The following is a 14,720-nucleotide window of genomic DNA, read 5'->3' as shown; positions in this document are numbered from 1 at the left end:
ATAATAGTACAAATCAGTTACAGTAATTGACCGTAACGTTTGACGTATAAAACTTTAATGAACGCAACCAGTGCTAAATAAGCAACAATTGTCGGGATTAAATACAAGAAATAGCTTGGTGATAAACCGACAAATCCTAGTTCTGCACCGAAAGCGGTAAAGGGTAAAACAGTTCCGAGAACAATCCCTGCTGTAGTGACTAACGTCATAATTCCAGAAGCACTACTTTGAAGGAAAGGCATTTTTTCTGTTCGTAGGAAATGCAAGACGAGCATTTGGGACCATAAGGACTCAATGAACCACCCTGCATGGAAAATACCGATAAAGAGCAATTGATCTGCTCCATTTAATTCAAAGAATGAGCCACCTAGGATAGCCGGACACACAATGAAATACATAAATAAATAGGTAACAATATCAAAAATAGAACTCGTTGGGCCAAACCAACGCATAAAATTACCAATTGATTTTGGTTCCCATTTTTTTGGTTTTTCTACGTATTCTTCATCTACTTTGTCCCAAGGAACTGACATACACGAAGTATCGTAAATTAGATTTAATAATAGCGATTGAATCGGAGCAATCGGTAAAAATGGTAAAAAGATACTTGCTGGGATCACGGAAAACACATTGCCAAAATTAGAACTTGCTGTTAATTTGACGTACTTCATCGTGTTCGTAAACACGCGCCGTCCAGATAAAATTCCTTTTTCCAAAACCATTAAATCTTTTCTCAATAAAATTACATCCGCCGATTCTTTCGCTACATCGACAGCTGTATCAACAGAGATTCCTACATCAGCAGCACGCATTGCTCCAGCATCATTTATTCCATCACCTAAAAAGCCAACAGTTTGACCATTTTCAGTTAACGCATTTACAATACGAACTTTTTGGTCAGGCGTAATTTTGGCGAAAATATTATACGCTTGAACGGTTTTTCTTAATTCTTCTTGGTTTAATTGTTGAAGTTCATTTCCTGTAATAATTTTTTCGCCAGCCAGACCAACTTCTTTACAAACAGAATGCGTCACATACTGATTATCCCCCGTTAATACTTTCACAGCTACATTATGTTGATGCAAGGTGTGAATAGCTGCCGCTGCTGTTTCTTTTGGCGGATCCAAGAAGGCAAGATAACCTTGTAAAATCAACTCTGATTCATCTTTAGTTGTATACTCCCATTCAGCCGCTTCGACTTTTTTATCGGCAATTGCTAGAACGCGCAAACCATCTCGATTTAAAGCTTCAACGTCTTTGGTAATTTTTTGACGCAGCGTCTCTGTTAAGGGCACAATTTCGCCATCTAAAAGTACCTGTGTGCAGACCAAGAGCATTTCTTCAACCGCACCTTTGGTAATTAAGCGTGTTTCTCGCGTTTTAAACTCTTTGATAATCACACTCATTCGACGTCGATTGAAATCGAAAGGAATTTCATCTACTTTATAAAAATCATCTGATTGTATATCACTTTCTTGTGTCGCCGCTTGAATAACGGCGTTATCCATTAAATTACGCAAACCTGTTTGAAAATAACTGTTTAGAAATGCTAAATCCAAGACTTTTTGATCTTCTTGGCATCCAATATTATAGTGGTATTCTAAAATTACTTTATCTTGTGTTAAGGTACCTGTTTTATCCGTACAAAGTACATCCATCCCGCCAAAATTTTGAATGGCATTGACATTTTTCATAATCGTGCCTTCTTTAGCCATTTCTCGAGAACCTTTGACTAAATTGGTTGTTACAATCATAGGTAACATTTCTGGTGTCAAGCCGACAGCTGTGGCAATCGCAAACATTAACGCTTCCACCCAATCGCCTTTTGTTAACCCATTAATTAGAAAAACAGTTGGCGTAATGACCAACATAAAGCGAATCAGTACCCACGTTGTTTTATTAATTCCTGTTTCAAAACTCGTCTGCTGCTGCTCTTCTCCGTTATCAGAAGCCATCCTTCCGAATAAAGTTTGATTACCAACTTTAATGACAATGCCCAAACCAGTGCCACTAATTACATTTGTTCCTAAAAATAAAAGATTGTCATATTCTGTATCAATTTGATCACTATCTTTTTGATGAGTCGCGTGTTTTTCAATGGGAAAACTCTCTCCAGTCAGGGATGATTGGGAAACAAATAAGTCTTTAGATTGGATTAAACGTAAATCGGCTGGAATCATATCGCCAGCGGATAGTTGGACTAAGTCGCCACACACAACTTCCTCAATAGGAATTTCCATTTGCTTCTTGTCACGAATGACTGTCGCTGTAACTTTAATCATATTTTGTAATTTTTCAACTGCATTGCTTGATTTGACTGATTGGACAAAACTCATCGTGCCGCTTAAGATGACCATCGCTAACATAATTAACACGCCAGTCACATCTTTTTCCTCTGGGGCAGCATAGACATATTCTGTAAAAAATGAAATCGTGGCTAGTGCTAGTAACACCAAAGTAAACGGCGTGATATACGATTTTATAAAAAGTCGCAGCCGTGAAGCTTTTTTTTCATTCATAATTTTGTTGCGGCCATAACGTTCTTGTAATTCTTCAATATCTTGGTGTTTAATGCCATCCCAAGTTGAGCCGAAACGTTGTAAAACTTTTTCTGCTTCTGAGTGGGCAAACTTTTTGTAACTATAGTCATGGCCCAAGTGACGCATTTTCTTTTCCATTTTCTTTCACCTCATTTATCTGTTGTTGACTTGAATTGACGATCGGTTCATCTTCCATTTTCCTCACCCTTTCCACAAAAAAAGACACGCTGAAAACTCAACGTGTCAAAGAATAATCGTTCTTATCGTTGAGCTTTAGCACTATACAACGTAAAAAGCGATTGCTTTTAGCTACCTTAAGAAAAGCCTTCATTCGACAGTTCCTGTTCTACCCATTGGCGTCTCTCGACATTTTTGGGCAGTAGCCTATGTTTGTATAGGAGCCTCACCTAACAAATCTTATTTAATTACAACAGCAAGTATAATTCTTCCTTGAAAAAATAACGATATAGAAAAAGTTTTTAGCAGATAACTTTTTGTCCATTCAGTAACAAAAAGAAAAATAATCCGCTTATTTACTATGGTTTTCTGGTATGATTCGTATTTATTCATAGAATCATAACTGGTTAAATTAATCTAAAGACCGTCAGATAGCCTTGTCGAGAAGCTTTTCTTCTGCTATTTTTTGTATAGTTAAAGAAACGGCGGTGAGGAAAATGAAATTACAACAACTAGAATATTTTATGGCAGTTTCAAAGTATGCGAGTTTTACTTTAGCTTCTCAAAAGCTCCATACGAGTCAACCTTATTTAAGTACCCAGCTCAAGGAGTTGGAACGTGAATTAGGTGCTTCATTAATTTTAAGAGACAAGAAACATTGTCGGCTTTCTCCAGCAGGCGAAGTCGTCGCCAAGCGAACAGAGATGATTTTTGCACTCATTAAGGAAGCGCAAGAAGAGATTAATGAATTAGTGACCCAAGGATCGACAACGACCATTCGGATTGGAACAAACTTAATTGATATAGATAAAGCATTTGGAGAAGTCTTGTTGTTATTTAATCAATCCTATCCGTATGTAAGTATTGATTTTAAGTATTATTACGATCTTGAAACAGCCTTGGAAACAGATTTAATTGACATTGGGATTGGGATATTTTTGGATACCTCGATTCCATTAGAGAAAGAATTAATTTATACAGAAAGCTATCTCCTTTGTGTCAATAAAAATCATCCTTTAGCCCATGCCGATAGCGTGACGATTGACGAAATTCGTTCTTTACCTTTTGCTGCATATTCCGATCAAGTATATGAAAAAAAAGTGTTTAAACGTTGGGAACGTAAAATCAATTGGGAAAATCGGCAAATCGTCATCGAACTTCCTTCTCTTCATTTAGTCTTAGACATGGTCCAACGAGAAAAAGCCTGTAGCATCCTTCCCTATTCACTCACTGATGAACTAAACAGACGTAACTTAGTTGGTATTCCTCTGGAAGATAGTCCAGAACGAGCCATCTATTTAGTTCAGAATAATCATCACGGACATTGTGAAGCACACCGTTATTTATTTGAACAATTACGTTATTTATTCTAGGAATAGAAAAAGGAGGAATTCCCATGGAACTATTTCGTTTACATTATTTTTTAGAGTTATGCAAAGTGAAACAATTTACTAAAGCAGCCGAAAATTTAGCAATTTCTCAAGCTGCATTAAGTAAGCAAATAAAAATTCTTGAAGCAACGTTAGGCGCTGAACTTTTTAATCGCCAAGGTCAAACTACCACCTTAACACCGGCTGGATTAATTTTAGAAAAATATTGTTGGCGCATCACCAATGAGTTGGTCTCAATTGAAGAAGAGCTAAAAGAAATTAATCATTCTTCCAACCATATTTATGTAGCCACTTATCTCTGTGATTTAGAATATAAATTGAATGACTTACTAATGACAACATTAACGGATCGTTCATCCAACTTACAAGTCCATACTATTATTACAGAAAATATTCTTCAATCCTTGGAAACAATGGATGCAGATTTTGGTATTTCCTTTGCTGACTTACCATTACCTGAACATATTGGTAAAATTGATTTATTTACAGCAAATTATCAATTCATTTTAAGAAATGATCATCCAGCTTTGGCCAAAGCCACGACGGAAGAAATTTTAAAAGAACTAACAATGTACCCCTTCGTCCGTTTAAATACCGAATTTTCCGAGCAAAACAAATTAACCAATTGGCTAGATACTACGTTTTCTAATTTTTCTCCAGAGAAAGTCATTCAAGTGGATACTCTTTCACTTATTACTCACTTGGTGTCTCATTCCGATAGTTTCGCTATTGTCCCCGAATACACAAATATTCAACTTTTAGACAATTCGATCCATACACTGACTTACCAAGAACTACCTAAACGAAACATGGCAGTTTATTATTTAAAAGAACGTTACATGAGTCGACAACTTCAACAACTTTTGGCTGAATGCCAAAAACAATTTCAATAGTAAAAACCAAGACTAGAGCTTGTCGGCAAGCGAGTTCCAGTCTTGGTTTTTATTTGTGTTTTCAGGTAGCGGCTTCTCTTCCTTTGACAAATCCTAAAGAAGTGATAGCCATCACTAACGAAGTGCCTCCTTGACTTAAAAACGGAAGCGGAATACCTTTTAACGGCAACAGTCCAATCACCGCACCGATATTCTCCACCGTTTGAAAAACCAGCGAAAAAATGAGGGCGACACAGATGTACATACAAAAACGCGAATTGCTCCGCAAGCCAGCTACTAAAACTTGATAAAACAAGTAAAAATAGAGAAAAACAACAGTGGCACTGCCCACAAAGCCCCAGGCTTCCCCGATAAAAGTAAAAACCATATCAGACTCACGAACAGGAACATACACTTCAATCCCATGCACACCCTTGCCAAATAAACCACCCGAACCAATTGCCAATAAGCCTTGTACTTGTTGATAGGAGATTTTATCGACATAATCATAGGGATGAATCCATGCTAAAATTCGATCCAATTGATATTGTTTAAAATGTAAAAAGAAGAGTACTTTGTGCCCCCACTCTGTAAAGACTAACAGAATCAAGACCACGCCTAACGTTGCTAAAGCACTGAAAATAATGATTAAAATTTTGCGATCAATTCCTGAAATAACTAAAAGAGATAGAATAATCGTTACGAAAACAAGGGATGTCCCAAAATCTTTTTGTACCGCCATCAAGAAAAAAACAGGGACACTAACCGCAACGATTTTTTTTAGAAGTTGCTTGTCTGAACGCCATTTATCAGACCAGTCTTGTTGCTCATGTTGGACAATAATTTTTGCCAACATTAAAATAAACGCAATTTTCGCAATTTCTGATGGCTGAAATTTAATAAACCCTAAATCTAACCAGCGCTTTGTGCCCGTCAATAAATACATTCCTTTGTCATAGGAAAAATACAAAGCACTCATTAAGATTAATGAAAACCCATAGAAAAAAGGAGCTACTTTCCAAATAAACTTCTGTGACAGCCGACTAGCTAAAAACATGCCCGCATAACCAACAAAAATAAAGAAAAGTTGTTTTAATGCTGGCACAGTTCCGTCTTTTCCTTCATTAACGGCAATCCAATATTGCACACCAGAAGATAAAAGTGTGAGTAAAAAAATGGGCAATAATAAATCATAATTAAGATGTAAGTTGAATTTTTTTGTATTGACCATTTAACTGCCGCCTTTCGTTTGCAATAATTTTAATGACGATTCCTAATGCCACTGAAAAGATTAAATAACTTGTCCCACCGTAACTAACAAACGGTAAAGGAATTCCCGTCATTGGAATCAAACCCAAAACGCCACCAATGTTAATCGCCGTTTGAGCTAAGATCAAGGTCCCGACCCCTAACAAAAACAAGCCGTAACAATGATTCTTTATTACACAACTACTCCGCAAAATGGAGGCCGCTAAAAATAACAAAAGAAATAGTAATAGTAAGCCGCCAATCAAACCAAGTTCTTCCACAATCACCGCAAAAATAAAATCGGTTTGACCTTCTGGCAAGCCACCTTTTTTTACCATACCATTGGCTAATCCAGTGCCCCAAAATCCACCATTATACATTGCTAAATAGGCCATTGAAGGCTGAAATCCGCGATCATGAAAGGATAAAAACGGATTTTTCAAAACAACTAAGCGGTCATACACATGCGCAAAAAAATGTGGTAAGTAGCGGTGATCGCCTAGAAAAATAATTATTTTAGAAAGAAGCGCCGCGCTAGCAACGACAATCCCCGCAGCAATTACACTAAATTTTGCATGAATACTTGCTGAGAAAATTAAGACACTGCCAATAACTAAAATAAGAATAGCCCCGCCAACTTTGGGTTGAATCAAAACTAAAAATGCAACGACCAAAACAAACAGCCATTGTTTCCTTAACTGCTTCGTTGTCAAGCCATTTTCTTTTTCACCTAAATAACAACTCAAGTAATAAATAATCGCAAAATTACAAAGCTCTGATGGCTGAAATTGGATTCCAAAGAGAGAAATCCAACGTTGTGCGCCATTCGCTGCTACACCAAAAAAAGGTAGTCGAACCATTAACAGTAATAGTACCGAAACTAAAAGCAGTCCAATTGCAATTTTTTTATTAAATAACACTTCTAGTCGAACTTTGTAAATCACGAACATTAGCACCCAGCTGAGACACATAATAATGCCTTGTTTAATAAACACAGCAGTGGGCTTCACGCCTTGCATCAGCAAGTCATAGCTACTGGCGCTATAAATCATTAACGCGCCAATAATACTTAATATAATAAAGGTCAAAAGAATTTTTGTTAGACCTAAAGTACGTAGATTCATTCTCTCACCTCTATCTTTTTCTAATTAAATCAATCTTACCAGTCTGAGTTAGAAAACAAATAGAGAGTTTTTTATAGAACTATTACTAAGCTTACATAACAAAAAGTAGCTAGACTTGGTTCATTTCACCTAGTTTCGCTACTTTTAAAAAAAGACATTTATATAATTTTTGTGTGTTGCTCACATTTCTGATAAATTTTTCCAAACTTATCTCTTTCTAAATACTGATAATCTACTAAATACCGTCTCAAAAGTGCATAATCTTCATAGATTTCTCTAAGTCGCTGATTGACTTCTTTTTCCGTATATTCTTTCCCAAATTCAAATTGGTTGGCCACACGTTGAAACACTTGGACTTTTTTCGCATTTTTCTTGGGAATAACCAGCAACTTTCCTTCTTTAAAAAAATTTTCAACCATGTTTATTCTCCTTTTTTGTTTTGACTATTGTTTAGAAAATTGATGATTCAGTTTTTCTTTCTGTTTATCGGTCCATTTGCCAGCGACTTCATTGACAATTGTTTCAGCAAAATCACCTACTTTTTCTCCCGTAATATTTTTGATAGGTGTTCCGTTAGCAGCTCCTTCTTCAAACAAATCAAGTAAATCAGTCAACGCATTGAACATATTGGCTCCGCTATGATCTGAAAAATGCCATGCATATTTTTCAATTTCTTGAAATACTTGTCGATACTCTGCTGGTAATGCTGCAATCCGTCGTTTATATTCTTTGTACTCTTTTTTATCCCCAACAACTTTTTTGATCAACGCTTTAAAATTTGACATGCTCTATCCCTCCGTTTTTTTCATCTTGTTTACTTGTTTTGAAAGCAACGTCCACCGCTGCCAAAAATCAGCGAGTTCTGCTTCTCCTGATGAGGTTAAGCGATAGAACTTCCGCATTGGCCCTTTTTCTGAAGGCTTTTTTTCAGCTATAACCCATTGATTTTTTTCTAAACGCAGTAAAATCGTATAAACGGTTCCTTCAACAATTTCAGTAAACCCTTGGTCATTTAAAATTTTTGTAATTTCATAACCATATGTTTCTTTCCTTTGGATGATGGCTAAAACTAAACCTTCTAAAATGCCTTTTAGCAACTCTGTCTGCTTCACTGCTTTTCCTCCCTGAACTACTCTTTATTACTATGTACCACTACATAATAATACTGAGTACCGGTTCTGTCAACTACTTTGTAGTAAAAAGTAGTAAAGACACGACAACTACCAGTACTTAACTAGTGGTTGTCGTGTCTTATTATTCTTTATTCATTTATTCCGAGTTCTGCTTCAAAGGCTTCTAATTCTGCAGGGTGTGTTTCTGGATAAGCAAAGCATGTTGAAAAATGCCACTCCCCACCACTTGTGCCAAAATAACCTGGCAGTAATTCCAAAGCCAATAATGCTTCTGATGTTTCTTTTTCCGGTAACGTAATCTGAAAAGTAGTCGCTGGAACAAAACCAAACTTCGTATAGTAAGTTGGATGGCCCAGGATAATCAATCCGCCGACGCCTAATTCTTTGGCCTTCTGCACAGAATGCTTAATTAACGCTGAGCCTACGCCCGTGTTCTGTGCTTCTGGATGGACACTTAGCGGCCCAACGGTCAAAACAGCCTTTTCTGTATGATCAGGTAATCGTAGTTTGGCTTTTGAAGACATAATATGACCCGTTAATTTTCCTTGATCAGTTTCTGAAACTAAGGACAACTCCGGAATAAAGTCGGCACTTTCTCTTAATAAATGCACGATAAAATGCTCTGTGGGACGCCAGTTTTCGGTCAAGTTTAATTCCTTGAACGCTTGATACGTTAAACGCTCTACAGCTTGATACTCTGCAGGTTTTTCTTGACGAATCTTCATTATTTGTCCTCAGATTGTTGGAAATAGTCAGCCGTATCTCGTTCATCTTGTTTTAATTGGTCGATCAAGGCTTCAGCCCCATTGAATTTCACTTGGTCACGTAAATAATGATTCCAACGAACCACCACTTGCTCACCATAGATGTCTTGATGGAAGTCCAAAATATAGACTTCCACGGTTAGATCGCGTCCTTCTCCAAAGGTGTCATTATGACCAATTGAGCCCATGCCGACATACCATTTGCCACCAACTTCGATTTGCACAGCATAGACGCCAATTCTTGGTAAGCGCACGGTGCTTTTCACTTTGACATTAGCGGTCGGGAAACCCAATAAACGGCCACGAGCATCGCCATGGACAACTGTTCCTTCTGTTTCATAAATATATCCTAACAACTCCGTGACCTCCTCCATTTCGCCGGCTTCCATTTTTTCGCGAATTCTTGTTGAGCTAATTTTGGCACCAGTCATTTCTTCTTTTGGTACTGTCACCACTTCAAAACGGCCTTGCGCATAAGTTGGTAACTGTTTGACTCCAGCGATTTCTTTAGGACCATACGTATAATCAAACCCAGAGACTGCCACTGCACTATTTAAATTAACGATATACTGATCGACAAAATCTTGCGGTTTTAATTGAGCAAACGCTGAAGTAAATTCGACAATATATAAAATATCAACGCCCAAGTTGGCCATTAGGCGTTCTTTTTGTTCCAAGCTAGTTAAATATTTCATATTTTCTGGTAAAACTTTTTGAAAAACGATTGATGGGTGTTGGTTGAAGGTCATCACAGCTAACTTCAAGCCTTTTTCCTCAGCAATCTTTTTGCCTGTTTCAATTACTTTTTGGTGGCCTTTGTGAACACCGTCAAAAAAGCCTAGGACCATCACGACTTCTTCATTAGGAATTTGAGTGGGTTCATAGGGATGATGTAGTTGAATAACTTGCATGTGCAAAAACTTCCTTCTTTTTTATTTAATTGTTCCGTAGAACTTTACTTGGTTTCAATAATTTATCATGCGTTGGGTGTGGCATGTATAAACTAACCACTTGATTTTGGTAAAATAAGGCAACTAAGGATTCTGGCATTGCCTTTATTCCTAGTTCTTTTTTGTGCAAACGCATGCCATTTTTTACTTTTTGATACAATTCATCTGATAAATCAATTCGTGGGAATTGTTCTACTGCTGTCTCAATGGGCAACAGGCATTGATCGATTGTTTCAGCAGCCATTTGTTTGGCTACTTCTTCTAACGTTAAGCATTGCGCAGCTTGCAAACCGCCACTTGCCGTTCTCGTTAAATCCGACATATGGGCAGGATAGCCTAATTTTTTGCCAGTATCCACGGATAGTGTCCGCACATAGGTTCCTTTGCCACAGACCACTTTAAACCGCCAACTTTGTGTTTGAGCGGATTCATTAAAAATTGGTTCACTAGTACGTTCAAATGAATAAATCATAGCTTTTCGTTGGGGCCGTTCAACTTCTTCCCCGTTCCGCGCATATTCATATAAACGTTTACCATTGACTTTCACCGCAGAAAACATCGGTGGGATTTGTGTGATTTCACCTGTCATTTCGGCCATTGCTTGATCAATTTGTTCAGTTGGCAGAGGTGTTGTAACTGGTTTTTTTTCAACAATTTCACCACTAACATCTTCGGTTGTCGTAGCAAATCCAAGTGTAATTTCACCTTCATAGGTTTTGCCAGAATCTACCATGTATTCGATCACTTTCGTTCCTTTGCCAACGCAGATGGGTAAGACCCCTTCGACATCTGGATCTAACGTACCACCATGACCAATTTTTTTGGTATGTAAAATTTTTCTCAATTTAAATACGCAGTCATGACTTGTCATGCCACGTTCTTTCCATAACGGTAAAATGCCGTCCATTATAGTTCCTCCAGTTCCGATAATACTAACTTTGTCATTATAGCATAAAAGTACCTAGCTTCGCAGTCTCCGTTGCTTATTCCCTTTGGCAAAATCTCTGCTAAATGCAAAAAAAGCCACAAACTCTGATAAAAGCAGAGTTTGTGGCTTTTTTTTTAGCTAGTAAATGATCCCCATGTATTCTGTGCGTTGCCATCGTTTGGTCCGATTGGCAAATAAATTCTCGCGCCTGTCGTATCTGTTCCACCAATAAAAACATACCCATCTGCAATATAAAACGCATCGTAATAAAAGCGAGTATTTTTGGGCCAGATACCATAAATAGGTGCTGACAAACTAGGTTGTCCTGCTCTTAAAACAATGCCTTCGTCCACACCAATTAGAAATGATTTCTTCGTTTGCGGGCGCCAAAGTTCAGCAATGTCGCCATCGTTCACATAGCCTAACAAATGTCCGCTATTTTCAATACGGTAAAGGTTTTGTCGGTCGGGTAATTTCGCTGTAATTGTTCCTACTTGTGTCCAAAGTGCCTCTGCTGATAGATGTTCATTGATTAAAGCATCTGGTGTTGGATAGATTGAAGTGAAACGAATTGCTTGTCCTACTTGATATTTTGGCGCATTAGGTTTACCTGGCTGAATAATGACAGTCTCACCTGTTTCAGAAACGCCCGTTTGTAAATCTTGTGCCAACTGCGCTTTACTAATCCCCCAACGCGCTAAATAACCATAAGGATCTGTATGATCTCCCCACCAATTTTTTGTAATCCAATCATGAGTGACTATTCCATAACCTGTTCCATCATCCAGCGAAAAATCAGCACCAATGTTTTGAGCCAAATCACGGGCCAAATTAACATAGGCAGCATAATCTTTTTTAAACGTCGCCGCATTATTCGTTCGAGCCAATTCGATTTGCGCATAGGCTTTTTGATTAGCTAAAGAACCTGCGCCATATTGAATTTGGCCAGCAGGAGCTAATTGTTTCACTCGTCCACCAGATCCGACAAAATATGAGACATAAGCATTTGACCAATTTCGTTTCATATAGGCCACTTCATTGTCTAAACTGTGTGGTCCTAGGTTCCGCTCGTTTCCAGATTCATGTAAAACAATTAATTCATTGCTTGCAGAGCCTGGAAAATAAGTAAAGTTGATTGGATCCGCTTCGATGGTGTAAGCGCAAGCCGTCATCGGAATCGTTAAACTTAAGCCAATTACTAAAGCAAGTTGAATCATTAATCTTTTAAACATAGCATGCTCCTTTCTTAAAAAAGCCATGAAAGGAAAGTCAAAACAACTTCCCTTCCACGGCTTAAACCTGCAGATAAATGGCGGGACAGAAGTAATTTCTTCGGCAATCAGCCGAAAGTTCTACGTTTGTCCCGACCACTTCTACTTAATCATCTTTATTTTTTAACTGAATAAATAACTCTTTTAACTTTTTCGGCATAGGAATAAAGGTCGCAATATTTTCAAAAAAAGAAAGTCCTTCGTTCGCAATGTAAAAAATCAGAACCATTTCCCGAATTGGCAAATTGTTCCCCACAACTTTTTCAACACGAACCGCTACGGCAACCACAAATAACATCGTAACTTTTTTCGCAATTCCGAGCATACCAATCCGACTGGACAATTCTTTTGTGGCGATTGCCTTAATCCAACCTGTGATGAAATCGACAATAATTAAAAAGAGGAAGACATCCAACAATTGATCTAATCCACCTAATAAACGTACGACAATCCCACCGAAAATGCTTAAAAGCATTGTTATTGTGTTGAGATAACGTTCCATAAAAAGACTCCTAAACTAGCTTGTTATTTTGTTGGAAACGGATCGTCTGTGTACCAACTTCCTTGGAGGTAAATATTTCCAGCACGGTTAGAACAGAATATAATTCCCTTATTATCTATTTCGTACAAGGCTGTACAAATTGGTTGAGGAAAGTTGTATTGAACTGCCGTTAAAGGAATATTCCAAATATTTCTTTTGAGAACAGAATTTATACTATAACCTGTGGGAACATTAAAAACTTTGATCACCTGACTGTTCAATTTCGTTGGATCACTCAAATTACATCTTACAAATGCATCGACACGATTTCCAACTCTGATTAATACAAATTTCATATTCACTTTATTAAAGGCCGCCTGATATTTTGCCTCGACTTCACCGACTCCACTAGCTTCATAAATGGCCATTTTAGAGGATTCCAAAGGCACACCATTGACGGTTGGCATAGTTACAAAATTCTTCATCCCAGCAATCTCTTGGTCACCTGTTTGTGTCACAGCTTGACCTTTAATCGCTTCCGCAACGTTTTTCGGGTGCATATATTTACTCGTTAAAGTTCCCGCGACTGCTTCGCTGTCTGATGCGAAGCCATAATTTTCTACATTGCCCAGCCCCACTTGTTCAGCGGTTACTTGGTGCGGATTATCCTGATTTTCCACATGGGTATTGAGTTGCTCTGCCTGAACAAAACCACTCTTCGCTAAAACCGCTTGGGCATCAACAGACAGACCAATATGAAGCCCCACGTAATCAACTTCTACGCTGGCTGGCGTCACCCCATTTGATGAATCTGTATAGCTCATTAAATAAATGAAACCTTCATCTGTGATAAATTTCTGATCATTGATTTGAATTGAAAAATCGCCGAACTCTTTTGCTGATTCTTGGATTTGAGTTACCCAATTATCCGTAGTTGGTAAATACGTAGCGATTTTAATCGTTTGATTATTGGGCGCAGCGGCTTTCACACGTTGATTAATCGTAAAAAATTGAACGTTCTGGCGAATAAATGCCACCGCCTCGTCAGTTGTGAATGTTTCAAACATTTGTGGAATTAATTTTTTTGCGGCTTCAACGAGATTGAAGGCCGCTAATTGTTGCGGAATCACACCGCTTTGGGTGGAACCTGTTTTCACGCCCTCATCATCACGGCTGGCCATTTTATTGTAGTCCGCTTGGGAAACTTCCTCCCAAACGTCTGTTGGCTTCTTAAGAATTTTAGCCGTAAAATCAGTGGAATAACTGTTTGCATTGGTGGCTGTATTGCCGGCCGTTTTACCGTTAAAGTCTAACTTCAATTTGACAGTGGTTGGCTTAGCCAATAAAGAAATGCCATCTGCTTTTGTCATGCGGTCATTCAAATCAATTTGAAGACGATTCGCTAGAGTAGCTTGTTTGATGCCTTGTGTATCTGTGCGTGCTTGGACAATTTCTGGATTACTATCACCTGCTTCTGCTACTAATTGATCGAAATCATTTCGCAAAGTATCAAATTCTTGTTTATTATTATTTGCCGTTGAAACTGCATTTCCTGCAATCGTGATGGCTGTTTTGGCATTGTTCATCGCTTGGTTGGCTGTTTCATTTGCTTGATTGCCTGCATCGGTGGCAATTTGTACGGCTTCTTTGCCAGCTTCATCTGCGATGTTTTTCGCTTCAGAAATTCCATTCGTTAACTGGACTTGGTAAGCATCTACTTTCTCAGCTGATGCATTCGACTGATCCAAGATTGCATTGATTTTAAGGCGACCTTGATTCAGGGTATCTAATTCTTCAATATGTTCTACTGACATTTCGTCACACTCCTCTAGTTTTCATTA

At 38.0% G+C, this 14,720-nt stretch carries 14 protein-coding genes and 1 riboswitch; of the genes, 2 read left to right on the top strand and 12 right to left on the bottom strand.

Translation table 11 applies throughout. The features are described 5' to 3' along the window. Positions 1–17: 17 nt before the first annotated feature. A complete protein-coding gene (gene mgtA / locus IGK03_RS05780; RefSeq protein ID WP_202334813.1) occupies positions 18–2,678 on the bottom strand; it encodes a magnesium-translocating P-type ATPase in 2,661 nt (886 codons plus the stop codon). 113 nt (positions 2,679–2,791) lie between these two features. Continuing rightward, a riboswitch (M-box (ykoK) riboswitch) is annotated at positions 2,792–2,962 on the bottom strand. A gap of 252 nt (positions 2,963–3,214) precedes the next feature. Between mgtA and IGK03_RS05775 the strand changes: the two genes are divergently transcribed. Both IGK03_RS05775 and IGK03_RS05770 read left to right on the top strand, forming a co-directional pair. Next, positions 3,215–4,090 carry a LysR family transcriptional regulator gene (locus IGK03_RS05775; protein ID WP_002382245.1) on the top strand — a complete coding sequence of 292 codons (876 nt, stop codon included), beginning with the start codon at positions 3,215–3,217 and terminating at the stop codon, positions 4,088–4,090. Between the two features lie 23 nt (positions 4,091–4,113). Then, the gene (locus IGK03_RS05770; RefSeq protein WP_002357832.1) at positions 4,114–5,001 is read left to right on the top strand and encodes a LysR family transcriptional regulator; all 888 of its coding nucleotides are present in this window, start codon (positions 4,114–4,116) and stop codon (positions 4,999–5,001) included. Positions 5,002–5,062: 61 nt separating this feature from the next. Here the strand turns inward: IGK03_RS05770 and IGK03_RS05765 are convergent, their stop codons facing one another. From IGK03_RS05765 to IGK03_RS05715, 11 genes are all read right to left on the bottom strand, one after another. After that, positions 5,063–6,211, bottom strand: a complete 1,149-nt coding sequence (locus tag IGK03_RS05765) for an FtsW/RodA/SpoVE family cell cycle protein (RefSeq protein WP_002357833.1) — start codon at positions 6,209–6,211, stop codon at positions 5,063–5,065. Next, positions 6,177–7,352: an FtsW/RodA/SpoVE family cell cycle protein gene (locus IGK03_RS05760; RefSeq protein ID WP_002357834.1), complete on the bottom strand. Its 1,176-nt coding sequence runs from the start codon at positions 7,350–7,352 to the stop codon at positions 6,177–6,179. The genes IGK03_RS05765 and IGK03_RS05760 overlap by 35 nt, the downstream gene beginning before the upstream one ends. A 158-nt stretch (positions 7,353–7,510) precedes the next feature. Continuing rightward, entirely contained in the window at positions 7,511–7,771 is a 261-nt protein-coding gene (locus tag IGK03_RS05755; protein WP_002360471.1) for a DUF2087 domain-containing protein, read from the bottom strand. A 24-nt stretch (positions 7,772–7,795) separates the two neighbouring features. Next, on the bottom strand, positions 7,796–8,137 hold the full coding sequence (locus IGK03_RS05750; protein WP_002357836.1) for a DUF1048 domain-containing protein: 342 nt from the start codon (positions 8,135–8,137) through the stop codon (positions 7,796–7,798). A gap of 3 nt (positions 8,138–8,140) precedes the next feature. After that, complete coding sequence (locus tag IGK03_RS05745; RefSeq protein ID WP_202334812.1) at positions 8,141–8,464, bottom strand: PadR family transcriptional regulator; 324 nt, start codon at positions 8,462–8,464, stop codon at positions 8,141–8,143. Between the two features lie 149 nt (positions 8,465–8,613). After that, positions 8,614–9,210 (bottom strand): GNAT family N-acetyltransferase, encoded by a 597-nt coding sequence (locus IGK03_RS05740; RefSeq protein ID WP_002357838.1) that lies wholly within the window; start codon positions 9,208–9,210, stop codon positions 8,614–8,616. After that, positions 9,210–10,160 carry a riboflavin biosynthesis protein RibF gene (gene ribF / locus IGK03_RS05735; RefSeq protein WP_010775786.1) on the bottom strand — a complete coding sequence of 317 codons (951 nt, stop codon included), beginning with the start codon at positions 10,158–10,160 and terminating at the stop codon, positions 9,210–9,212. The genes IGK03_RS05740 and ribF overlap by 1 nt, the downstream gene beginning before the upstream one ends. A 25-nt stretch (positions 10,161–10,185) precedes the next feature. Then, complete coding sequence (truB, locus tag IGK03_RS05730) at positions 10,186–11,106, bottom strand: tRNA pseudouridine(55) synthase TruB (protein WP_010713466.1); 921 nt, start codon at positions 11,104–11,106, stop codon at positions 10,186–10,188. 155 nt (positions 11,107–11,261) lie between these two features. Then, positions 11,262–12,386, bottom strand: coding sequence for an SH3 domain-containing protein (locus IGK03_RS05725; RefSeq protein WP_016617240.1), 1,125 nt, complete (start codon positions 12,384–12,386; stop codon positions 11,262–11,264). Between the two features lie 118 nt (positions 12,387–12,504). Continuing rightward, positions 12,505–12,900 (bottom strand): phage holin family protein, encoded by a 396-nt coding sequence (locus tag IGK03_RS05720; RefSeq protein WP_002357842.1) that lies wholly within the window; start codon positions 12,898–12,900, stop codon positions 12,505–12,507. Between the two features lie 23 nt (positions 12,901–12,923). Further along, positions 12,924–14,693 carry a hypothetical protein gene (locus IGK03_RS05715; protein WP_105194983.1) on the bottom strand — a complete coding sequence of 590 codons (1,770 nt, stop codon included), beginning with the start codon at positions 14,691–14,693 and terminating at the stop codon, positions 12,924–12,926. Positions 14,694–14,720 lie beyond the last annotated feature (27 nt).

Source organism: Enterococcus sp. DIV2453a, assembly GCF_050533535.1.
GTDB lineage: Bacteria > Bacillota > Bacilli > Lactobacillales > Enterococcaceae > Enterococcus > Enterococcus faecalis.
The sequence above is the reverse complement of the archived record's forward strand: the minus strand, read 5'-3'. Positions and strand labels throughout refer to the sequence as shown.

What these genes read in the sequence shown, in the direction of transcription:
- IGK03_RS05755 (WP_002360471.1), bottom strand. Translation starts at nt 7,771, where the DNA reads ATGGTTGAAAATTTTTTTAAAGAAGGAAAGTTGCTGGTTATTCCCAAG.
- IGK03_RS05760 (WP_002357834.1), bottom strand. Translation starts at nt 7,352, where the DNA reads ATGAATCTACGTACTTTAGGTCTAACAAAAATTCTTTTGACCTTTATT.
- IGK03_RS05720 (WP_002357842.1), bottom strand. Translation starts at nt 12,900, where the DNA reads ATGGAACGTTATCTCAACACAATAACAATGCTTTTAAGCATTTTCGGT.
- truB (WP_010713466.1), bottom strand. Translation starts at nt 11,106, where the DNA reads ATGGACGGCATTTTACCGTTATGGAAAGAACGTGGCATGACAAGTCAT.
- ribF (WP_010775786.1), bottom strand. Translation starts at nt 10,160, where the DNA reads ATGCAAGTTATTCAACTACATCATCCCTATGAACCCACTCAAATTCCT.
- IGK03_RS05775 (WP_002382245.1), top strand. Translation starts at nt 3,215, where the DNA reads ATGAAATTACAACAACTAGAATATTTTATGGCAGTTTCAAAGTATGCG.
- IGK03_RS05765 (WP_002357833.1), bottom strand. Translation starts at nt 6,211, where the DNA reads ATGGTCAATACAAAAAAATTCAACTTACATCTTAATTATGATTTATTA.
- IGK03_RS05740 (WP_002357838.1), bottom strand. Translation starts at nt 9,210, where the DNA reads ATGAAGATTCGTCAAGAAAAACCTGCAGAGTATCAAGCTGTAGAGCGT.
- IGK03_RS05725 (WP_016617240.1), bottom strand. Translation starts at nt 12,386, where the DNA reads ATGGCTTTTTTAAGAAAGGAGCATGCTATGTTTAAAAGATTAATGATT.
- mgtA (WP_202334813.1), bottom strand. Translation starts at nt 2,678, where the DNA reads ATGGAAAAGAAAATGCGTCACTTGGGCCATGACTATAGTTACAAAAAG.
- IGK03_RS05715 (WP_105194983.1), bottom strand. Translation starts at nt 14,693, where the DNA reads ATGTCAGTAGAACATATTGAAGAATTAGATACCCTGAATCAAGGTCGC.
- IGK03_RS05770 (WP_002357832.1), top strand. Translation starts at nt 4,114, where the DNA reads ATGGAACTATTTCGTTTACATTATTTTTTAGAGTTATGCAAAGTGAAA.
- IGK03_RS05750 (WP_002357836.1), bottom strand. Translation starts at nt 8,137, where the DNA reads ATGTCAAATTTTAAAGCGTTGATCAAAAAAGTTGTTGGGGATAAAAAA.